This window comes from Thalassospira sp. Z349TD_5 (assembly GCF_056173045.1).
Genome location: NZ_CM149654.1, coordinates 3,406,758 through 3,427,109, shown reverse-complemented (window position 1 = coordinate 3,427,109; position 20,352 = coordinate 3,406,758). Strand labels below are relative to the sequence as shown.

The window sequence follows — 20,352 nt, the reverse complement described above, 5'->3', positions numbered from 1 at the left end:
ACCATGACGCAAGACATCCCCCCAACGATCCCGGATGAAACCGGCTATGCCGAGCTTCAGGTCAGCAGCAATTTTTCCTTTCTGCGTGGGGCCTCACATGCCGAAGAGTTGGTTTTGAGTGCCGCAACCAAGGGGCTGCATGCGATTGCGATTACTGATCGCAATAGTTTGGCCGGTGTTGTGCGCGGCCAGAGTGCCCATGCGCATTATAAGGACCGGCTGAACTATGTGGTTGGCTGCCGGATTGATCCTGTCGATGCGCCCTCCTTGCTGTGTTATCCGACGGATCGGGCCGCCTATGCCCGATTGTGCCGGTTGCTGACCGTTGGCAAGCGCCGTGCCCCCAAGGGATCGTGCGAAATTTATCTTTCTGACATTCTCGACCATGCCGAAGGTCAGCTGTTTATTGTCGTGCCGCCACAGGTGCCTGATGACACCTTTCGTCTTGAGTTGGTGCGACTTCAAGGCCATTTCGCCGGGAAGATCTGGCTGGCGGTTGGACGTTTCATGGATGGATTTGATAGTGAAAGGCTGGCCTTTACCGAGGCCGTTGAGACCGATCTTGGTATTCCTGCCGTGGTCACCAATGATGTGCACATGCATCTGCGATCGCGTAAGCCATTGCAGGATGTCCTGACCTGTATTCGTCATCATTGTACAATTGAGGATGCCGGATATCGCCTGTTCCCCAATGGTGAGCGCCACATCAAATCGCCCGACGAAATGGTGCGTCTGTTTCCCGATCATCCCCACTGGTTGGCCCAGACGGTCGAAATTGCCGATCAATGTCGTTTTAGCCTTACAGAGCTGACATATGAATATCCCGATGAAAATGATGGATCAGGCGAAGGCACCCAAGAGCGCCTTGTTCGCCTGACTTGGGAAGGGGCGCAGAAACGTTATCCTGATGGCATTCCCGGCAAGGTGCGCGTTTTGATCGAAACCGAGCTGAAACTGATCGATGAGCTTGGCTTTTCGCCCTATTTTCTGACCGTGCATGACATTGTCGCTTTTGCCCGGTCGCGAAATATTCTTTGTCAGGGCCGTGGATCGGCGGCCAATTCATCGGTTTGTTTTTGCCTGCATGTCACATCGGTTGATCCGGCCAAGGTTGAATTGCTGTTTTCACGCTTTATCAGTAATGCGCGCAATGAACCGCCTGATATCGACGTTGATTTTGAACATGAGCGCCGCGAAGAAGTCATTCAGCATATCTATGAACGTTATGGTCGGGAACGTGCCGGTTTGACGGCAACCGTAATTTCATATCGGTCGCGCAGTGCCATTCGTGATGTCGGCAAGGTGTTTGGCCTGTCGGAAGACACGATTGTCAAACTGACCAAAACCATCTGGGGATCGGGCAGTAAGGGGGCACATGATGACATGATGCGCCAGTCAGGCATTCATCCCGATGAACCCCGGTTGAAAGCCGTGTTGTGTCTGGCTGACGAGTTGACCGGCTTTCCCCGCCATCTCTCGCAACATGTAGGCGGGTTTGTGATTACGCGTGGACCGCTTTGTGAGTTGTCCCCGATTGCCAATGCCGCAATGGCGGATCGCACCACCATTGAATGGGATAAGGATGACATTGATGCGTTGGGGATTCTTAAGGTCGATGTGCTTGCCCTTGGCATGTTGACCTGCATACGCAAGGCGTTTGATGCGTTGCGCGACCATAAGAATATCGATTACACGCTTGCCACCCTGCCCAAGGAAGACGGCAAAGTGTATGACATGCTGGCCAAGGCCGACAGCATCGGGACGTTTCAGGTGGAATCGCGTGCGCAAATGAGCATGTTGCCGCGTCTGAGACCGCGCAGTCTGTATGACCTTACGATCCAGGTCGCCATTGTTCGGCCCGGCCCGATTCAGGGCGGAATGGTGCATCCGTTTTTGCAACGGCGGATGAAACGCGAAAAGGTTGATTACCCGTCAAGGGAGCTTGAAGCCGTTCTCAAACGCACTTGTGGCGTGCCGCTATTTCAGGAACAGGCGATGCAGATCGCAATTGTCGCGGCGGGGTATTCCGGGGGGGAGGCCGACAATCTCAGACGGGCAATGGCAACCTTTAAACGCACTGGTACGATTGGCGAACATCGCGACAAATTTATCAATGGCATGCTCAGGAATGGCTATCACCAAGAGTTTGCCGAGCGTTGCTTTAAACAAATCGAAGGTTTTGCCGATTACGGGTTTCCCGAAAGCCATGCGGCGAGTTTTGCCATTCTGGCATATGCGTCATCCTGGCTGAAATGCCACCACCCGGATGTCTTCCTCTGCGCGCTTCTCAATGCTCAGCCGATGGGGTTTTATGCCCCGGCACAGCTTGTGGCGGATGCCAAAAGTCACGGTGTGCGAGTGTTGGAGATCGATATCAATCACAGTTTCTGGGATAATCGGCTGGAACGGGAATTGGGGCGTCATGGCGGCTATCATTCTGTGCGATTGGGATTTCGCCAAATCCGGGGATTTGGTGCGCTTGACGCCTTGGCCGTGATGGATAACCGACCATTGAGCGGTTATCAGGATCTGTATCTGATGGCCCGTCAAACGGGGCTTTCGCCCGCAGCACTTGAAAAGTTGGCCGAGGCGGATGCGTTCGGGTCGCTTGGCCTGTCCCGGCGTGAGGCCCTTTGGGCGGTGCGGCGTTTTGGCAAGGGACGCAAGGCGCCGCCAGTCTTGCCCCTGTTTGAAGCAGCCCAGAACTTCAATCACAATATGGGTGTTTCGGCCGAGTTCGGGGCCGAAGCGGCGGTCGATTTGCCTGTCATGGGACCAGGCGAAGAGATTGTTGAGGATTACGCCAGCCTGCGCCTGTCGTTGAAGGGGCACCCGATGACCATGCTGCGTGATGCTTTGGCCGCGGCGGGCATATGCAAGGCATCCGACCTGCCCAATTTGAAAGACGGGGATCGTGTGACCCATGCCGGTCTTGCCATTGTACGCCAACGCCCGGGGACTGCATCCGGGGTAGTTTTTATCACGCTGGAGGATGAGGCGGGCATTGTCAATCTGGTGGTCTGGAGCAAGGTCATGGAAAAGTTCCGGCGCGAGATCATGACCGCCACCGTCCTTGGCGTGACCGGCAAGCTCCAGCGTGAAGATGGGGTTACCCATATCATTGCGGATAAATTGGTCGATCTGACCGGCATGCTGCAAAATATGAATGAAAACACAAAAATTGCGCGCAGCAACAACACACATCCACGCAATCTGAGGTGGGCGACAGGATTGGACAATTTAGGCTCGTCAGGCGTATCCAAACCCCAAAAAACGCCAAGCTTGAAAGTCGACAGTCATGATTTCCACTGATGGTGGAGGCTTGACCTCGGTCAGGTTGAAGCTTCTTGAGACGTTCACCATTCCCTTCCTTCAAGTACCACATGCGGTATCGGGTACGTTGCTGTCAGGGTTGGGTAATCCAAGTGTGATTGTCGGTGTTATTCTTTTGATCCTGTTCTTGCCATGCCTAGCGTTCTAGATGCTTATGGCATGAAACAGACTTGGCATTCGTTTGGCCCGGCAGATTCCGTCTCAATTGACAATATGTGCAGGGCCGGGGCGCGAGACATAATTTCAGGCAGTGATCTGTGCAGGGCTTAAGTCTTGAGTATTGGCGCAGTTTATTTCCAGACTAAATATTCCAGATCCGCTTGGCATTGCCGCTGGCAAACGCGGCGCGTTCGGTTTCTGATGCCCCTGCAATCAGGGCCTGCGTTGCGGCCATCCATTGGTCCAGCGACGAATTCAGCGTGCAAACCGGGCTGTCTGATCCCCAGACCACACGATCCCAGCCAAAGCTTTCAATAATATGTTCGACATAGGGGCGTAGCGTCTCACGCGTCCAGTCGGGGGCGGCATAGGCCGAAATGCCCGAAATCTTTGCATTTACATGCGGGCGTTCAGCAAGGCGTGTGATTGATTTTTCCCAATCTTTGTACCCATCCCCGGCAATGTCAGGGACACCGCAATGGTCAAGCACAAAGATCGTATTGGGGCAGGCGTCGGCAAGATCAATGGCCAGGCCGAGCTGTCGCTGGCTGACACAGATGTCAAAGGGCAGGCCCTTTTTGCCGATCAGTCCAACGTTCGCGCGAAAACCGGTGTCTTGTGAAAGTTCATCGGGAACGACGTGTAATACGCGGCGGATGCCTTTGACCACTTTCGGATTGAGGCGGTCGAGGAAGCTGGTAAAATCTTCTGCCTCTGGCCGGGCCGATGAAATGGCCCCGCGCATCAAACTCCCCGGTCGCGTCATCAGGTCGGCGACAAAGGCGTTTTCTGTTTCGATAAATTCCGGCGCGCAATCAACTTCCATGTGCAAGACACCTGAAATGCCAATGCGTTTGGCCGTGCTTTCATACTCATCATAGGTCCAGTCACGGTTGAGCGCGGGGACATCCGTCAACCAAGGGTATGTAATGAGTTGACGGGAAACCAGATGAAGATGGGTGTCGATAAACATGAAGGTTCCTCTTTGTCCTGATCTTTTTTGCGTGGCCTTGTTGGGGATTTTACGTGGGATATGCAGGATATCCTGTGTTTTTTCACGGGCTAAGCGATTTCTTTGGTGAGTTCAACTTGACTCACTATCGAAGTCAAGTTTAAATATAAAAGATGCTTCCGAATATGAAATTAACAAAATAACGGCAGCGGAAGCCAAAGCCAGTTGGAGAAGACCGTTCCATTTAGGGAGGAAATAGTGAGAACGTTTTTAAAGGGCGCGTCGAGCGCCATACTTGCCACAGCGGCAGCGGTAACCGCAGTTGTCAGCGTCAGTAGCATCAGTCAGGCGGCTGAATTTGATGGGGTGACCATCGAAGCCAAACTGATCGGTGGACAGCAATATGAAGCACTTTATGCCCGCATTCCTGAATGGGAAGCCGCGACCGGCGCAAAAGTGAACATCATATCCAAGAAGAACCACTTCGAACTGGATAAGGAATTTAAGTCCGACATCGCAGCAGGCACGACCGACTGGTGTGTTGGATCGAACCACTCATCCTTTGCGTCCCAGTATTCGGCACTTTATACCGACCTGAGCGACTTGGTGAGCAAGGATACGGTTGCCGAGTTTGTACAGGCCAACATCAAAGCCGCCACTTTTGACGGCAAGCTGGTCATGCTGCCGCGTGCGCAGTTTGATGTTTCGGCACTTTACTATCAAAAAGACCTTTATGAAGATGCCGAGAAGGCCGCGGCATTCGAAGACAAGTACGGCTATCCGCTTGCTGTGCCCGAAACCTGGGCGCAGGTAAAAGATCAGGCGATCTTCTTTGCGGATCCGCCCAACTTCTATGGCACTCAGTATGCAGGTAAAGACGAAGCCATCGTTGGCCGTTATTACGAAATGGTCGTTGCCGAAGGCGGCAAGCTGTTTAACGAGGACTTCTCGCCGGCTTTCAATTCCGAAGAAGGCAAACGCGCCTTGCAGTGGTTCGTTGATCTGTATGACGCTGGCGCGGTTCCTGCTGGTACGACCAACTATCTTTGGGATGACCTTGGAAACGGGTTCGCATCCGGGACAATCGGATTAAACCTTGATTGGCCGGGCTGGGCCGGGTTCTTTAACGATCCGTCAGCATCGAAAGTTGCCGGTAATGTTGGTGTTGCCCCGGCACCCAAGGGTTCGGCTGGTGTGCGCACCGGTTGGTCCGGGTTCCATGGTTTCTCTGTGACCGAAGATTGCGAAAACAAGGAAGCTGCGGCGTCACTTGTTGAGTTTTTGACCAACGAAGACAGTCAGAAACTTGAAAGTGCAGCTGGTCCATTGCCGTCACGAACAGCCGTTTGGGACTACGTTTCCGAACAGGCAAAAGGCGATCCGTATCGCAGCGAAGTTCTGGCGGCGTTCAAGGAAACGGCTGCAACCGCATTTGCGGTGCCGCCAACCCCGCTTTGGATTGAAACCACCAACATCATCTATCCTGAACTTCAGGCCGCCATTCTTGGTGACAAAACCGTTGATGAGGCGCTTGCCGATGCGCAAGAGTTCGTTGACGAGTTGATGCAGGAAGAAGGCGTCTACTAAGCCAGAAATACCGGACGGCATGGTTTTGTCTGTGTCGTCCGGTCCAATCTTCCATCCGCCTGAAATGCACGGGCCATCCGTGCCGCTCTACGGGACATCCTCATGAAGCGCTTGAAGCTCCCTCCGTGGTTGGTTCTTTTATTACCAGCCATCATCATTCTATCGGCCGTCGTGCTGATCCCGCTCGTTTTCTCGCTCTATTCGAGTTTCACGTCCTATCGGCTGACCCGGCCAGACAGTATTTTCAACTGGGTCGGATTGTTTAACTACGAAAAAGCCGTGACCGATGTGAAGTTCTGGGCAGCCTTTGGGCGAACCGTTCTGTTGCTGGCCGTGGCCCTTAATCTTGAGATGCTGCTGGGCCTTGGTCTTGCGCTGATGGTGTCGAAAGTCACCAGCGGCCAACGCCTTTTGCGCACGATGATGATGTTCCCGATGATGTTCTCGCCGATCTTGGTCGGTTTCCAGTTCAAGTTCATCTTTAACGACAATGTCGGTCTTGTAAACAATGCACTTCAGTCGCTGGGCATTACCGATCAGGCCATCCCATGGTTGGTCGATGGCAACCTTGCGATGTTTTCGATCATCTTTGCGGAAGTCTGGACGGCAACATCGGTGTTTGGGATTCTCATTCTTGCCGGGCTTTATGCTATTCCACGTGATCCGCTCGAAGCTGCCAAGGTTGACGGCTGTACGTCCTTGCAATCGTTTCGCTATGTGACGTTGCCGTTTTTGATGCCGTTCATATACATCGCGATGGCGATCCGGTCACTTGATGTGGCGCGCGCCTATGACATCGTTCAGATCATGACAAATGGGGGGCCTGCGCGCCGGACAGAGCTGTTGTGGACCTTGATTGGCCGGACGGGCTACGTCGATGCGCGCATGGGGTATGCCAATGCGATGGGCTATATCTCGATCTTTCTCGCGATCTTCTTCACCGTGTATTTCTTTAAGAAACTGACACAGTCCCGGCGTGAACTTGGGATGGGGGCGTAAGAAATGGCGACCAATATGAACCACCGCATCCGCCGTCATTCCCTGAAGGGATTGCATTTCTTTGGTTTGTTTTCCGCGATGATGGTCCTGTGTGTGCCGGGGCTGTGGATCGTGTTGAATTCTTTCCGTCCAACGGTCGAGATCATGGCAAAGCCGCCTGTCTGGATCCCCAACGAGCTGAACCTTGACCATTACCGCGCAATGTTTGGCGGGATTGGCGAGGGGGGCGTACCTGTCCTGACCTATTTTACCAACTCGCTGATCATTTCGGTGACCTCCACCGTGATCGCGATCTTGATCGGGATGGCGGGGGGCTATGCCTTTGCCCGGTATAAATTCAAGTTCAAGGGCGGCGTGTTTGTCGCCCTGATGGTGACGCGTGCAGTGCCCGGTGTGGCGCTATCCTTGCCGCTGTTCATCATCTTTGCGCGGGTTGGCATCATCGATACACATCTGGGTATGGTGATGGCCTATGTCGCGCTGAATGTGCCCTTTACGATCTGGCTTATTGACGGCTTTTTCAGGCAGGTTCCCCCGGAGCTGGCCGAAGCCGCCGAGATCGATGGCTGTACCCGGTGGCAAGCCTTCTGGCGGGTTGAATTTCCCGTCGCGCGCTCTGGCATTGCTTCTGCTGGTATCTTCGCCTTTTTGACGTCATGGAACGAATATGCGCTGGCGTCCCAGCTAACGCGTTCGACCACGTCAAAGACGATGCCGGTTGGACTTTTAGATTTCACTTCGGAATTTACCCTTAACTGGGGGGGGATGTGTGCGCTTGCGGTTTTGATGATTATCCCCGCGCTGATCCTTACTTTCCTCGTGCAGAAACACCTCATAGCCGGCCTGACCTTTGGCGGCGTGAAAGGATAAGAAAATGGCGAATGTCACCCTTCGCAATGTGGTGAAGAAATACGGCGTTCTTGAAGTCGTTCATTCCATCAACCTTGAAATCGCCGACAGCGAATTTGTCGTTCTGGTGGGCCCGTCGGGCTGTGGAAAGTTGACAACACTGCGTATGGTCGCTGGACTTGAAGCGATTTCTGGCGGCGAGGTGCAGATTGGCGGACGGGTTGTTAACGACCTTCCGCCGCGCGAACGCAACATCTCGATGGTGTTTCAGAACTACGCGCTCTATCCGCATATGACGGTGCGTGAAAACCTTGGCTTTTCGCTTAAGGTTGCCAAACAGGCGCAGCCGGTAATCGACCATGCGGTTGACAAGGCGGCAGAAATCCTGTCGCTGACACCGCTTTTGGATCGAAAGCCCGGTGCACTTTCTGGCGGGCAACGTCAACGTGTGGCGATGGGGCGAGCCATTGTCCGCCACCCGGAAGTCTTCCTGTTTGACGAACCGCTTTCGAACCTGGATGCAAAATTGCGCACCCAGATGCGGGTCGAGATCAAAAAACTGCATCAGAAATTAAAATCAACCATCATTTACGTCACCCATGATCAGGTCGAGGCGATGACGCTTGCCGACCGTATTGTCATCATGCGCGACGGCCATATTGAGCAAGTCGGAACACCGCTTGAGGTGTTTGAAAATCCGTTAAATACCTTTGTTGCAACATTCATCGGTTCGCCGCCGATGAACCTTTTGGATGCGGTTGTCAAAGACGGGAAACTCGGGTTTCCCGATGGTACCCTTATTGCCATTCCGCCGGGCTATTCACTGGCCGAAGGACAGGCTGTTACCTTTGGTGTGCGGGCCGATAACATCATGCCGGTGGGTCACGCGCTTCCGCACGGTGAACATATGGCGGAGGTTGAGATGGAAGTTAACCTCACCGAGCCACTGGGCACGGAAACACTTCTTTTCTCGGTGCTTGCGGGCAAAGAAGTACAGGCCAAAATGTTCAACCCGCGTCCGGTCCAAACTGGAGAGCGTATGACGTTCCAGATCATGCTCGACAAATGTCACCTGTTTGACGCCGAAACCGGCGCGGCACTGAAACGCTGAGGTCATCTCATGGCACGAATTACACGCGCAAACGCATTTTTGGTCGATCTTGAACCAAAGGTCGTGCGCACCGATGCTATTCAGTCGTTCAAGTCACAAGAAACGATCTTTGTCGTGCTCCATGACGCGGACGGCGCACAGGGCATGGGATACAGCTACACCATCGGGGATGGCGGACCATCGGTTCTGGCTTTGTTGCAAAAAACATTGCTGCCCCGTCTGATGGGACAGGATGCAGACCACATCGAAGCCGTCTGGCGCGATCTTTTGTTCTGTTCACATGCGACGGCGGTTGGGCCTATCATGTCGCTTGCGCTTGCGGCGATTGATACAGCCCTTTGGGACATGCGCGGTCACAAAACTGGTCTTCCGCTTCATGTTCTGGCGGGTGGGGCCAAAAGTACGGTGCCGATGTATACGACCGAAGGCGGTTGGCTTCACCTGCCACCCAAGGCACTGGTCGAAGATGCCAAGGCCGCAAAGGCAGACGGCTTTCGCGGATCAAAGGTCAAAATTGGAACGCCAACTGTTTCCGGTGATGCCGCCCGGCTCGAAGCGGTGCGCAGTGCGCTTGGCGATGAGTACGAGATCATGACCGATGCCAATCAGTCGATGACCGCGGCCGAGGCAAAACGTCGTGTGCCGATGCTTGAGCAGCTTAACATCGCATGGTTCGAAGAACCGTTGCCGTCTGATGATATTGCCGGGCATGCCCGTTTACAGGCGCAATCGCGTGTGCCGATTGCGGTGGGCGAAAGCCTGTATAGTTTGGGGCAGTTTGCCGACTATATCAGTGCCAATGCGTGCGAGATCGTACAGGTCGATGTTGCCCGTGTGGGTGGTATTACGCCATGGCTTAAGGTCGCGCACATGGCCGAGGCGCATAACATGTCGGTCTGTCCGCACTTTTTGATGGAACTGCATGTCAGTCTTGTCTGTGCCGTGCCCAATGCACCGTGGCTTGAATACATTCCACAGCTTGAAGACATCGCCGCCCCGATGGCGCGTAAAGGTGGGATGGCACTTGCCCCTGACGCTCCGGGGCTTGGCATCGACTGGGATCACGACAAACTTGCTGCCCTAACTCTTGCGGGCAGCGCATTCGAAATAAAGGAGGGGCAGCAATGACCCGCCACGGACAACTGATTGGCATTGGTGAGGATGCCATCGCGGAATACAAGCGGCTCCATGCCGATGCATGGCCCGGCGTGCTAGCCAAGATTTCCGCATGCAATATCCGCAACTATTCAATTTTCCTGAAAGAACCGGAAAACCTGCTGTTTGCCTATTTCGAATATGTCGGCACGGATTTCGATGCCGACATGGCAAAAATGGCGGCCGATCCCGAAACGCAGCGTTGGTGGTCTTTCTGTGAACCGCTACAGCGCCCCCTTGAAAGCCGCAATGAAGGCGAATGGTGGGCCGAGATGGAGGAGGTCTTTCATCATGACTGATTTACGCCAGACAATTGAAATGCCCAAAGCACCGATGCCCGTCGTGATTTTTGGTGCGGGTTCCATCGTGACCGATGCGCATCTTCCGGCTTATCGTGAATTGGGTATCCCGGTTGCCGGGATATTTGATCCTGATACCGCCAAGGCGCAAAAAGTCGCATCTGGTGCCGACACTCAGGCGTTTAATACGGTCAAAGAGGCCGCAGGACAAACCGGGGTTGTCTTTGATCTTGCCGTGCCGCCCGCGGCAATTGTCGGTGTGCTTGAAGCATTGCCGGATGGCGCCATTGCCCTGATCCAAAAACCGCTTGGATCGGACTTGGCCGAAGCCGACCGGATTATCTCTGTTTTACGGCGCAAGAAAATCAAGGCAGCGGTTAATTTCCAGCTGCGCTTTGCGCCCAACTCACTGGCGCTTAAGGATGCGGTCGCACAAGGGTTGCTTGGCGATATCGTTGATTTTGATGCCTGGCTTGCGCTTGATACGCCCTGGCATTTGTGGGAATTTCTTGCCAATCTGCCGCGCGTCGAAATTCTTTTGCACTCGATCCATTACCTTGATTTTGTCCGCGACCTTTTGGGCAACCCCAAAGGCATTCATGCGCGTACACTTGGTCATCCGTCATCAAGTATGTCGAACACGCGCAGTGCCATGATGCTTGATTACAGTGATCAGATCCGCTGCAATCTTTCGATCAATCACAACCATGCTTTTGGCCGGAAATTTCAGGCCTGCGAGTTTCGAATTTGCGGTACCAAAGGGGCTGCTTATATGAAGCTCGGGGTCAATCTGGACTATCCCAAGGGCGAGCCGGACGAACTTTGGCTCAATACGGACGGCGAATGGCGGCAGGTCGAACTGGTCGGTGACTGGTTCATCGCCGCATTCAAGGGCCGTTTCGCACAGCTTCAGCGGTTTGCATGTGGACTTGACGCGGACCTTGAAGGTTCGGCTGAGGACGCATGGCATACGATGGCCTTGGTCGAAGCTGCCTATGAAAGCTCCGCCCAGCCGATGCATCCGATCAAGGAGGCCCCAAATGCTTGAGCAGGTTACATATTTTGAGGACTATGCAATCGGGGACGGCCGCGACACCACGGGGCGTACTATCACGGAAACCGATTTTGTGGTTCATGCCGGGCACTCAGGTGATTTCTTTCCCCATCACCTTGATGCCGAGTTTTGCAAGACGTTGCCGTTTGGTCAGCGGATTGCCCATGGCACCATGGTGTTCACCATCGGGGTTGGATTGACCGCAACAGTTATCAATCCGGTCGCATTTTCATACGGCTATGACCGTCTGCGGTTTGTCAAACCGGTGTTTATTGGCGACACGATCAAGTCGCGGGTTGAAATCACGGATAAAGAAGTCATGGAAAAGCGGCCCGGTTACGGCCGGGTGACCGAACGCCTGACGGTGACAAACCAAAAGAACGAAACCGCCCTTGTTGCTGATCATATCTATATGGTGGAGATGCGACCGTGACAGGACCTTTCATTCTTTTACATCCGAACGACAATGTGCTTGTCGCCCGAAAACTGGCACCAGGAGGGACCAACGTGGAACTTGCCAGCGGCGCGATCACGCTGACACAGGCGATCCCGCTGGCCCACAAGATTGCCTGTCGTGACATTGCCGAGGGCGAACGTATCTTGAAATACGGCATGCCCATCGGCATTGCGACACACGCCATCGCGGCGGGGACACATGTCCATGTTCACAACATTCGTTCGGCCTATACACCAACCTATGCATTGCAGGATGCAAACGGGCAAAGCGCAGAGGTGTCATCATGAAACAACAATTCCAGGGCTATCTTCGTGCCGATGGGCGCAAAGGCATCCGAAACACGATTGTCGTGGGTTACCTTGTTGAATGTGCCCATTTCGTTGCATCTAAAATTGTTGCTGGTTTTGATGACAATGACGTGCAGCTGATCGGATTTCCCGGCTGTTTCCCGAATGAATATGCCGCGCGCATGATGGAACGTCTGTGTACCCATCCCAATGTCGGCGGGGTGCTTTTCGTGTCGCTTGGCTGTGAAAGTTTCGACAAAGTTCGCGCATCCAAGGCCGTATCTGAGTCCAACCGTCCGGTCGAAACATTGGTGATCCAGCGATCCGGCGGCACCGCAAAAACGGTAGCGACCGGCAAAGAATGGGTGCGTTCGGCTTTGACCAAGGTGGCACAGGTTGAACGTGCTCCGATGGGTGTTGATGAGCTGATTATCGGAACGATTTGCGGTGGATCGGACGGAACGTCTGGCATTTCGGGAAATCCGGCGGCGGGCAAGGCTTTTGATCTTTTGATCGGCGAAGGGGCGGCCTGCATCTTTGAAGAAACCGGCGAGTTGATCAGTTGCGAAGACATCATGGTCGAACGCGCGGCAACGCCCGAGTTGGGCAAAGAGCTGCGGGCAGCCGTCGAAAAGGCTGAACGGTATTACGCAACTCTTGGATATGGATCGTTTGCAGCAGGCAATGCCGCAGGCGGGCTTTCAACGATCGAGGAAAAAAGCCTCGGCGCCTATGTCAAATCCGGTGACAGCCAGATCATGGGGCTGATCAAGCCCGGTGATGTACCGCCCAAGGGGGGCTTGTACCTGATGGATGTAGTGCCCGATGGTGAAGTGCGGTTTGGCTTCCCGAATATTTCCGATAATGCTGAAATCGTCGAGATGATCGCAAGTGGTGCGCATATGACGCTTTTCGTCACGGGGCGCGGGTCGGTTGTCGGTTCGGCCATTTCACCTGTGATCAAAATTTGCGCCAATCCTGATACTTACCGTGCGCTTGAAGACGACATGGATGTGAACGCAGGTGCAATCATCGAAGGCCTGCGCTCGATCGAGGAAGTCGGACAGGAAATCCACGATCTGGTGATTTCGGTCGCAAAAGGCGCCCAAACCAAATCCGAGATCCTCGGCCATCGCGAATTCATTCTGACATACAAAACGTTTGAACCAATCGGGCCTTCGTGCCTGCCGACCGTTTGAGGAGGAAACATGAAAAGAATTGAAGGAAAACTGTGTCTGGTGACCGCCGCCGGGCAGGGGATCGGTCGTGCATCGGCAGAACGTCTGGCCGCCGAAGGCGGACGTGTGATCGCGACTGACATCAACGACAAAGCCTTTGCTGAACTGGCCACAATTGATGGGATTGAGGCCAGAAAGCTGGATGTCACCGATAAGGGGGCAATCACGTCATTGGTGGACGAAATTGGCACCGTTGATGTTCTGTTTAACTGTGCGGGCATTGTCCATAACGGTACGATCCTTGAGGCGACCGAAGAAGAATGGGACTTTGCTTTCGACTTGAATGTGAAGTCACAGTTCCGCATGATCCGTGCCGTGCTGCCCGGAATGATTGAAAAAGGTCACGGGTCGATCATTAATATGTCCTCGGTCGCGGGGCCGGTGACTGGGCCTGTAAACCGGTTGGTCTATTCTGCGTCCAAGGCGGCAGTTGCGGGCATGACACGGGCGATTGCCAACGATTATGTCAAACAGGGTATTCGGTGTAACGCCATAGCACCCGGAACGGTTGACAGCCCAAGCTTGCATGAACGGTTGCGTGCGACCGGGGATTACGACGGGGCGCTTAAGGCCTTTATCGGGCGTCAGCCGATGGGCCGAATTGGCAAGCCCGAAGAAATAGCAGCACTGGTAACCTATCTGGCCTCTGAAGAGAGCGGATTTACCACCGGTGTCGTTCACGTTGTCGATGGCGGCTGGACTGCCTAAGCGAAAATTGAAAAGAAGGAAGTGAAGTAAGATGAAATTCGCACGTTATGGAGAACGCGGGGCAGAGAAGCCGGCACTTGTGGATGCAAACGGCAATCTGCGCGATCTTTCTGCGCATGTTGGCGACATCGCCGGTGACGTTCTTACCCGTCTCGATACGCTTAAATCAATTGATCCAGAATCGCTGCCGCTGGTTGATGGCGCGCAACGTCTGGGTGCCTGCGTCGGACAGACCGGAAAGTTCATTTGTATTGGTCTGAACTATGCCGATCACGCTGCTGAGTCTGGCATGGAAGTGCCGCCTGAGCCGGTTATCTTTGCCAAATATACCTCGGCGATTTGCGGCCCGAATGATCCGATCATCATTCCGCGTGGCTCGGAAAAAACCGACTGGGAAGTTGAACTGGGCTTTGTCATTGGCAAAACCGCAAAATACGTCTCCGAAGAAAATGCACTGGATCACGTTGCCGGTTTTTGCCTGATCAATGATGTGTCCGAACGCGCCTATCAGATCGAACGTGCCGGCCAGTGGTCCAAAGGTAAATCGTCGGACAACTTTGGTCCGACCGGTCCGTGGCTCGTGACGCCGGACGAAGTTGGCGATTTTGACAAGCTTGGCATGTGGCTCGATGTGAACGGTGAACGCGTTCAGGACGGATCGACCGCGACCATGGTCTATCGCGTGCCGCATCTGATCGCATATTTGTCGCAGTTCTTTACCCTGCATCCGGGCGATATCATTTCGACCGGCACCCCTCCCGGTGTGGGGCTTGGCTTTAAACCGCCGCGCTATCTTAAAGAGGGCGATGTGGTAGAGCTCGGCATAGACAAGCTGGGCACACAGCGTCAGGTTTGCGTCAAGGACGACTAAGCGTCTTTAAGCGAAGACAAAAGTAAAGCGCGGTTCCCAACGGAGCCGCGCTTTATGAGTTTAGGGAGTAATCTTTCGCCTCTTACCAACCGCTTTCAAGCAGGTCATTTGCTTCGCCAAGTTCGGGGGCAGCCTTTGAGGATGCCGGGCGGCTGCCATCAATTCGCAAGGGTAGTTTTGTCGTTTTCATTTCAACATCCCCCCGTCGGATGTCCTGAACCATATCAAGGTTCTGCAAGATACCGCTTTCAACCACACCGTCCCAATCCATGACCGGGGCGGCCCAGATATCATTGGCGACGAATTTCTCCATCCAGTCGGCACTGCTTGATGTCTTAAGGCGCGCAGCCAAGCTGGCCTTTATTTCATCGCGTTGCTTGAAGGCATCCATCGTGGTGACATCGGTGCCAATGCCGGTGATTTGCGCAACTATTTCAAGTTTCCCCATGGCAATGGCGATATAGCCATCGGCGGTTTCATAAACGCCGTATGGTGCGGCCAGATAAGCATGGGCCGGATTGTTTTTGGAGCGTTTCGGGGTTCGCTTGCCATCGTTGAACCATGTCGTCAGAAGTTCAAACTGCAAATCGGCAAGAACCTCGATCAAGGACGTTTCGACATACCCACCGATCCCCTTGGTCGCCCGGCGATACAGCAGGGCCAAAACACCATGTGCCAGTGCGGAACCAGCAAGCACATCTGCCACCGGCAGTCCCATTGCCACCGGGCCGTCATCCTGCCCACCCGAAAGCCACATAACGCCAGATCGGGCTTGGGCCAAAAGATCCTGTCCGGGCAGGTTCACCCATGGGCCGTCGGATCCATAGCCAGTAACCGTGCCGTAAACGACGGTGGGATTGATTTTTTTGACGTCTTCGTAGCCAAACCCAAGCCGCTCCATCACACTCGGGCGGAAGTTCTGCAAAATCACATCGGCGTCGGCAACAAGCTTTCGAAGCCGGGCTTTATCTTCGTCTGATTTAAGGTCAACCGCAACCGACCGCTTGTTACGGTTGATCGCGTGAAAAATCGTGCTTTCGCCGCCGATCTTGGTGTCTGTCAGATACAGATACCGCGACAGGTCACCAAGCCCGGTGCGTTCGACCTTAACCACATCCGCGCCAAGATCAGCCAGTTTTAAGGCGCAATAGGGCCCGGCCAGGAATTGCGAGAAATCGAGGACCTTAAGGCCATCAAGGGGCAAGAGTTCAGTCATGCGCAGAAGCTTTCGTCAAATCGGTTCTGAAGGGCGGGAAGAGCAGCATTCGGGGTGGTTTTTTCGCGAAGAAGGTCCAGCAGGATCTCGGATGCGTCTTCCTGAAAAGCCATATATCCGGCGTGGCGCGGACGCAGCCATGCCGCCTCGTGGGTCATACGGGTATTGTTATAAAGTCCGCCAACCGGGGCATTCACCGACGGATCGCCCCAGGCAACTGCATTGCCCGGTTGACCATTGTTCTGGGAATACAGTCCGCGCTGGATGTCAGACGATGCCACCCAAAGTGCGAAGTCGGTGCAAATTTCGGGGTGTCTCGTACCAGATGAAACCGCAATGCCCGTTCCCCCAAGGGCCGATCCAAGCGGGCCAGACGCGCCAAGTGACGGCATGTCGTGGAAGGCAATACGATGAGGCCGATAACCCGCCCGGCCATAAGGGGCGTACAGGTAAACATACGGGCACAGGGCAAATTGATCACCGTCTGCAAGCGTATCAAGTGCGGCAATCGGATCCATGTCAAAACAGGCCGGATCGACAAGATTGGCCAATGCCTGCATGGCGGCAATGACGTCGCGTGCGGCGGTGCTGTCAATCTGTGTGTGGCGCGTGACCGGGAAAGGTGCGCCATGGTTTGCCAGTAACGTGAAAAACGACATCAGCACGTGGGGCGCGCGTAACGGCCAGACCACACGACCCTTTTTTGCCTCGGCAAGGACATCGTCAAACCGGGGGGCAGGGGCAGTTAAAAGGTCCGGGCGCAATGCCTGTACCTGACAGGCGGCATCAACGGGTAAGGCCCATTGATGGTCTTTGTAAAAATAGCTTTGGAAACTTTTGCCGACTGTCTCGGCGAACAGCTGCGCCAGCTTGTCTTGGTCGCCAAAGCGATCGATTGGAAGAAGGCAGTTTTTTTCAACCACGGCACCGACATGGGGATGATCAATGATGATGAGGTCATAGGCGCTTGCCAGTTCCTCAACCGGGGTACTTTCAAACTCCTGAAGAGATCGCTTGTCCCAAACGATCTCGACATTGGGATGGCGTTCACGAAACGCAGAACTCGTGGCAACCAATGGATCGTAGCCACGTGGATCAGACCACGTCATTCCCCTGAGGCGTATTGTGTCGGGCATAGAAATATTTCCTCCTGCCGTCACTTTAAGGGTGATGATTTATAAATGAAAGAGTATTTTATATTTGATATTGTGTTTATGCTAACGCAGGTTCGGTTGCCAGAAAGCAACCCGCGCGCATATACTCCGCCTAATGTAAAAAGCGGTTCGCAAACCCCTGAGAGGACCTATGAACGGCAAAGCCGAAGTACCAACGGAAGAAGAGAAATACCGCGCCCCGGCATTGTCAAAAGGGCTTGATATTCTTGAGCTTCTTGCCTCTGAGGCGGATGGGTTGTCGCAAATCGCCATTGCCAAGGAACTGGGGCGCAATACCTCGGAAATTTTCCGTATGCTCATGGTGTTGTGCCAGCGCGGATATGTCGAACAGCGCGAAGATGATGACCGGTATCTGCTGACGACCAAGATGTTCGAAGTCGCACACCGTCATCCGCCAATCCGTCGCCTTACTTCCATCGCGGGGGAGGCGATGCAACGCCTTGCCAATGATGTGAACCAGTCAATGCATCTGGCGATCATTCATTCGGGCAAAGTCCTTGTCATCGCGCAAGTTGACTGCCCGGATAATAACATTACCGCCGTACGACTTGGCGCGCAGATCAACATATATGACACGGCATCAGGCCGGGTTCTGGCGGCATGGATGGCACCAGATGCGCGTGACATGTTGCTTCAGGAAGCCGGGGGAGAAGGCAAAGAGGAACACCAAGCCTTCCTTGCCGATTTGCGTGACGTGCGAGAAGCCGGATATTGTGAATCCCAATCTTTGACCATCGGGGGCGTTTTGAACCTGTCCGCCCCGATTTTTGATTTTTCGGGCAAGGTTGTCGCCGCCCTGACAATCCCCTTCATCCATCGCCTGTCGGGAACCTCTATCGTTACCGTCGATGAATGTCGGGAACGTCTGGTCGCACTGTGCGCGGATATCTCGCGCCGTCTGGGGGCCGGGGCCGGGGGGCAGTAAGGCGAACCTTATCCGCCAGCGAACTTTCAGCGCATAGGTCTCTTCATTCTGTGTGTCTCAATCTAATGGTTCAGGGACGCTCAGTTTTGCGCGTCCCTGACCTTAATGGGGCTGCCCGCTGTTTCGGATCTGAAAACCCCTCAGAGCGCTTTGCGCCGAATATTACTTTTCACAATTGAAAATGATTATCATTGTTGATAGCTTGCTGCGCGACACTGGCTTGTAATGCAGGTGCCTGTGTGTTGGTTCCATCTTGGGTGGGGCAAAGCGGTTAACAGATAGCGGTTTAAACTGAATATGAAGTTCTGGCGGCAAACACTGGCCAAGCTGTTTGAAGATCATCGGCGGCAATTGCTGTTGATGGTGATACGTCGCGTGCGTGATCGCGAAATTGCCGCAGAACTTGTCCAAGACGTTTACACCAGATTGATGCAGGCGGGTGACAGTGGGGTGGGTGACGCCAATACCAAGGTGCTTTATGCCTCCGTGCGTAATGCGGTGATCGATCATCATCGTAGCAATGCGGGGCGCAGCCGGGTGATGAATGGTATTTTGCCCGAACAGCTCTGGCTATGTGAAACGACTTCCCCACAGGATCATGCCGAGGCGCGCCAGACATTGTCTGCACTGGATCGCGCGCTGCTTGAACTCACGCCAAAGGCCCGTGAAATGTTCATCCTCCATCGTGTAGAAGGCATTTCGAATGCCAAACTTGCGAAAAAGTACGGCATCTCTGTAAGTGCGGTAGAAAAGCAACTTGCGCGCACTATGCGCCATTGTCAGGAACGTCTTGCTGCCTATCGCGATTAGAAACGATTAAATTCCATCCAATTGCTGAGGATGTTTGCGCATCATCCGTTATTGTTTATAGAAAGGAATTGGGCGGGCAGCATAGACTGTTGTCATCGGCGTCATATCTTAGCAGGCCAATCAAAAATCGATGCAAGACCATCACGAACCAACCGAACAGCAAAAAGACCAAGCCGCACTTTGGCACGCAAAACGTGCAGGTGGATCACTGTCGGCTGCTGACGAAGTTGTGTTTAATACGTGGCTGAATTCTGATCGTGGCAACCGGTTGGCATTTGACCAGATGCGTGTGCTTTGGGCGCAGGTCGAAGAACCCACCCGGCGTGTTTCAAACGTGCGACCAAAAATTGGCATATTGGGTGTTTTGTCATCCATTCGGCCAATACGGGCTTTGGGTGGGCTGGTTGGCGCGGCGGCGATTGTTTGGGGTATCTTTTTGTTCAACCCCGATATCGCAACCAACATGTACGCCGATATTGTGACCGACAGGGCCATCGTCACGGATATCGATTTGCCTGATGGTTCGGTCGTGCGCCTTGCAGCAAACAGTGCGCTTGCAACCGACTTTTCGTCCGGTCACCGTGAGGTCGAACTTCTAAGGGGACAGGCCTTTTTTGACGTTGTTCATCGTAATGGGGACCCATTCCGGGTTCATGCCGGTGATGCCAGTGTACGCGTCGTCGGCACCCGCTTTAATGTCGACTATCTGTCCGGCAATACTGTTGTCGCTGTGCAAGAAGGCGCTGTTCGTGTCTCAAATCAAGCCGATATCAATGGGGTTCTTCTTGGTCCGGGGCAACAGGTCGCGGTGGCCCACCGCAACCTGATTACGACGGATGTCAGTGACCTTGAGCCGATATTAAGCTGGATGCAGGGGCGGTTGAGTGTGCGTAACGTTCGTGTCGATGATCTTGTGACCCGGCTCGATAATTTAGCGGATGGTCGGGTCGTGGTTTTTGGAAGTATAGCCACCAGGACAATTTCGGGCAGTTTCCCGACCACCGACATTGCCGGTTCGGTTGAAACGATTGCTGCGGCTGTTGGGGGAACAGTTGTTCGAATGTCACCTTGGTTGACTGTTGTTTATTAAGATTGAGAAAAATTCGCAAAAACTGTCCTCGTCATGTGAGGATTTTTAATTCCCGTACGTTTGTCATTCTAGAAGCA

The 20,352-nt window shown here is 53.9% G+C and carries 20 protein-coding genes; 17 read left to right on the top strand and 3 right to left on the bottom strand.

Annotated features, from left to right (window positions below; genetic code table 11):
- Nucleotides 1-3 precede the first annotated feature (3 nt).
- Together AC0VXT_RS15840 and AC0VXT_RS15835 are read left to right on the top strand one after the other, a co-directional pair.
- Complete coding sequence (locus tag AC0VXT_RS15840) at nt 4-3,312, top strand: error-prone DNA polymerase (protein WP_475546179.1); 3,309 nt, start codon at nt 4-6, stop codon at nt 3,310-3,312.
- Entirely contained in the window at nt 3,299-3,481 is a 183-nt protein-coding gene (locus AC0VXT_RS15835; protein ID WP_475546178.1) for a hypothetical protein, read from the top strand. Before AC0VXT_RS15840 ends, AC0VXT_RS15835 begins: the two co-directional genes overlap by 14 nt.
- Before the next feature lie 153 nt (nt 3,482-3,634).
- Here AC0VXT_RS15835 and AC0VXT_RS15830 read toward each other — a convergent pair whose 3' ends face one another.
- Nucleotides 3,635-4,465: an amidohydrolase family protein gene (locus AC0VXT_RS15830; protein ID WP_475546177.1), complete on the bottom strand. Its 831-nt coding sequence runs from the start codon at nt 4,463-4,465 to the stop codon at nt 3,635-3,637.
- 237 nt (nt 4,466-4,702) lie between these two features.
- Between AC0VXT_RS15830 and AC0VXT_RS15825 the strand changes: the two genes are divergently transcribed.
- The 12 genes from AC0VXT_RS15825 to AC0VXT_RS15770 all read left to right on the top strand — a co-directional run bounded on the left by AC0VXT_RS15825 (nt 4,703) and on the right by AC0VXT_RS15770 (nt 15,059).
- Nucleotides 4,703-6,031, top strand: coding sequence for an ABC transporter substrate-binding protein (locus tag AC0VXT_RS15825; RefSeq protein WP_475546176.1), 1,329 nt, complete (start codon nt 4,703-4,705; stop codon nt 6,029-6,031).
- Nucleotides 6,032-6,133: 102 nt separating this feature from the next.
- Nucleotides 6,134-7,030, top strand: coding sequence for a carbohydrate ABC transporter permease (locus AC0VXT_RS15820; protein WP_022734284.1), 897 nt, complete (start codon nt 6,134-6,136; stop codon nt 7,028-7,030).
- A gap of 3 nt (nt 7,031-7,033) precedes the next feature.
- On the top strand, nt 7,034-7,900 hold the full coding sequence (locus AC0VXT_RS15815) for a carbohydrate ABC transporter permease (RefSeq protein WP_022734285.1): 867 nt from the start codon (nt 7,034-7,036) through the stop codon (nt 7,898-7,900).
- Nucleotides 7,901-7,904: 4 nt separating this feature from the next.
- Complete coding sequence (locus AC0VXT_RS15810) at nt 7,905-8,990, top strand: ABC transporter ATP-binding protein (RefSeq protein WP_475546175.1); 1,086 nt, start codon at nt 7,905-7,907, stop codon at nt 8,988-8,990.
- A 9-nt stretch (nt 8,991-8,999) separates the two neighbouring features.
- Nucleotides 9,000-10,118, top strand: a complete 1,119-nt coding sequence (locus tag AC0VXT_RS15805; RefSeq protein WP_412775493.1) for a mandelate racemase/muconate lactonizing enzyme family protein — start codon at nt 9,000-9,002, stop codon at nt 10,116-10,118.
- Nucleotides 10,115-10,444: an L-rhamnose mutarotase gene (locus AC0VXT_RS15800; RefSeq protein ID WP_101299519.1), complete on the top strand. Its 330-nt coding sequence runs from the start codon at nt 10,115-10,117 to the stop codon at nt 10,442-10,444. The genes AC0VXT_RS15805 and AC0VXT_RS15800 overlap by 4 nt, the downstream gene beginning before the upstream one ends.
- Nucleotides 10,437-11,492, top strand: a complete 1,056-nt coding sequence (locus AC0VXT_RS15795) for a Gfo/Idh/MocA family protein (RefSeq protein ID WP_475546174.1) — start codon at nt 10,437-10,439, stop codon at nt 11,490-11,492. The genes AC0VXT_RS15800 and AC0VXT_RS15795 overlap by 8 nt, the downstream gene beginning before the upstream one ends.
- Nucleotides 11,485-11,931, top strand: a complete 447-nt coding sequence (locus AC0VXT_RS15790; RefSeq protein WP_277276267.1) for a MaoC family dehydratase — start codon at nt 11,485-11,487, stop codon at nt 11,929-11,931. Before AC0VXT_RS15795 ends, AC0VXT_RS15790 begins: the two co-directional genes overlap by 8 nt.
- Nucleotides 11,928-12,242: a UxaA family hydrolase gene (locus AC0VXT_RS15785; protein WP_475546173.1), complete on the top strand. Its 315-nt coding sequence runs from the start codon at nt 11,928-11,930 to the stop codon at nt 12,240-12,242. The genes AC0VXT_RS15790 and AC0VXT_RS15785 overlap by 4 nt, the downstream gene beginning before the upstream one ends.
- Nucleotides 12,239-13,441: a UxaA family hydrolase gene (locus tag AC0VXT_RS15780; RefSeq protein ID WP_475546172.1), complete on the top strand. Its 1,203-nt coding sequence runs from the start codon at nt 12,239-12,241 to the stop codon at nt 13,439-13,441. Before AC0VXT_RS15785 ends, AC0VXT_RS15780 begins: the two co-directional genes overlap by 4 nt.
- Before the next feature lie 9 nt (nt 13,442-13,450).
- Nucleotides 13,451-14,188: an SDR family oxidoreductase gene (locus tag AC0VXT_RS15775; RefSeq protein WP_475546171.1), complete on the top strand. Its 738-nt coding sequence runs from the start codon at nt 13,451-13,453 to the stop codon at nt 14,186-14,188.
- 31 nt (nt 14,189-14,219) lie between these two features.
- Nucleotides 14,220-15,059, top strand: coding sequence for a fumarylacetoacetate hydrolase family protein (locus AC0VXT_RS15770; RefSeq protein WP_412775498.1), 840 nt, complete (start codon nt 14,220-14,222; stop codon nt 15,057-15,059).
- An 82-nt stretch (nt 15,060-15,141) separates the two neighbouring features.
- Here AC0VXT_RS15770 and AC0VXT_RS15765 read toward each other — a convergent pair whose 3' ends face one another.
- Nucleotides 15,142-16,275: a CaiB/BaiF CoA transferase family protein gene (locus tag AC0VXT_RS15765; protein ID WP_475546170.1), complete on the bottom strand. Its 1,134-nt coding sequence runs from the start codon at nt 16,273-16,275 to the stop codon at nt 15,142-15,144.
- Nucleotides 16,272-17,411 carry an extracellular solute-binding protein gene (locus AC0VXT_RS15760; protein WP_475546169.1) on the bottom strand — a complete coding sequence of 380 codons (1,140 nt, stop codon included), beginning with the start codon at nt 17,409-17,411 and terminating at the stop codon, nt 16,272-16,274. The genes AC0VXT_RS15765 and AC0VXT_RS15760 overlap by 4 nt, the downstream gene beginning before the upstream one ends.
- A 169-nt stretch (nt 17,412-17,580) precedes the next feature.
- Here AC0VXT_RS15760 and AC0VXT_RS15755 point away from each other — a divergent pair, with 169 nt between their 5' ends.
- The 3 genes from AC0VXT_RS15755 to AC0VXT_RS15745 all read left to right on the top strand — a co-directional run bounded on the left by AC0VXT_RS15755 (nt 17,581) and on the right by AC0VXT_RS15745 (nt 20,275).
- Nucleotides 17,581-18,375, top strand: a complete 795-nt coding sequence (locus AC0VXT_RS15755; RefSeq protein ID WP_276650877.1) for an IclR family transcriptional regulator — start codon at nt 17,581-17,583, stop codon at nt 18,373-18,375.
- Nucleotides 18,376-18,672: 297 nt separating this feature from the next.
- Nucleotides 18,673-19,185, top strand: coding sequence for an RNA polymerase sigma factor (locus AC0VXT_RS15750; protein WP_276650878.1), 513 nt, complete (start codon nt 18,673-18,675; stop codon nt 19,183-19,185).
- A 130-nt stretch (nt 19,186-19,315) separates the two neighbouring features.
- Nucleotides 19,316-20,275 carry a FecR family protein gene (locus AC0VXT_RS15745; protein WP_475546168.1) on the top strand — a complete coding sequence of 320 codons (960 nt, stop codon included), beginning with the start codon at nt 19,316-19,318 and terminating at the stop codon, nt 20,273-20,275.
- Nucleotides 20,276-20,352 lie beyond the last annotated feature (77 nt).

Excerpts from the sequence above, each read along its gene's own strand:
- AC0VXT_RS15815 (WP_022734285.1), top strand. The coding sequence starts at position 7,034 with ATGGCGACCAATATGAACCACCGCATCCGCCGTCATTCCCTGAAGGGA.
- AC0VXT_RS15745 (WP_475546168.1), top strand. The coding sequence starts at position 19,316 with ATGCAAGACCATCACGAACCAACCGAACAGCAAAAAGACCAAGCCGCA.
- AC0VXT_RS15775 (WP_475546171.1), top strand. The coding sequence starts at position 13,451 with ATGAAAAGAATTGAAGGAAAACTGTGTCTGGTGACCGCCGCCGGGCAG.
- AC0VXT_RS15820 (WP_022734284.1), top strand. The coding sequence starts at position 6,134 with ATGAAGCGCTTGAAGCTCCCTCCGTGGTTGGTTCTTTTATTACCAGCC.
- AC0VXT_RS15750 (WP_276650878.1), top strand. The coding sequence starts at position 18,673 with ATGAAGTTCTGGCGGCAAACACTGGCCAAGCTGTTTGAAGATCATCGG.
- AC0VXT_RS15780 (WP_475546172.1), top strand. The coding sequence starts at position 12,239 with ATGAAACAACAATTCCAGGGCTATCTTCGTGCCGATGGGCGCAAAGGC.
- AC0VXT_RS15770 (WP_412775498.1), top strand. The coding sequence starts at position 14,220 with ATGAAATTCGCACGTTATGGAGAACGCGGGGCAGAGAAGCCGGCACTT.
- AC0VXT_RS15795 (WP_475546174.1), top strand. The coding sequence starts at position 10,437 with ATGACTGATTTACGCCAGACAATTGAAATGCCCAAAGCACCGATGCCC.
- AC0VXT_RS15765 (WP_475546170.1), bottom strand. The coding sequence starts at position 16,275 with ATGACTGAACTCTTGCCCCTTGATGGCCTTAAGGTCCTCGATTTCTCG.
- AC0VXT_RS15835 (WP_475546178.1), top strand. The coding sequence starts at position 3,299 with ATGATTTCCACTGATGGTGGAGGCTTGACCTCGGTCAGGTTGAAGCTT.
- AC0VXT_RS15830 (WP_475546177.1), bottom strand. The coding sequence starts at position 4,465 with ATGTTTATCGACACCCATCTTCATCTGGTTTCCCGTCAACTCATTACA.
- AC0VXT_RS15790 (WP_277276267.1), top strand. The coding sequence starts at position 11,485 with ATGCTTGAGCAGGTTACATATTTTGAGGACTATGCAATCGGGGACGGC.
- AC0VXT_RS15805 (WP_412775493.1), top strand. The coding sequence starts at position 9,000 with ATGGCACGAATTACACGCGCAAACGCATTTTTGGTCGATCTTGAACCA.
- AC0VXT_RS15840 (WP_475546179.1), top strand. The coding sequence starts at position 4 with ATGACGCAAGACATCCCCCCAACGATCCCGGATGAAACCGGCTATGCC.
- AC0VXT_RS15810 (WP_475546175.1), top strand. The coding sequence starts at position 7,905 with ATGGCGAATGTCACCCTTCGCAATGTGGTGAAGAAATACGGCGTTCTT.
- AC0VXT_RS15800 (WP_101299519.1), top strand. The coding sequence starts at position 10,115 with ATGACCCGCCACGGACAACTGATTGGCATTGGTGAGGATGCCATCGCG.
- AC0VXT_RS15755 (WP_276650877.1), top strand. The coding sequence starts at position 17,581 with ATGAACGGCAAAGCCGAAGTACCAACGGAAGAAGAGAAATACCGCGCC.
- AC0VXT_RS15760 (WP_475546169.1), bottom strand. The coding sequence starts at position 17,411 with ATGCCCGACACAATACGCCTCAGGGGAATGACGTGGTCTGATCCACGT.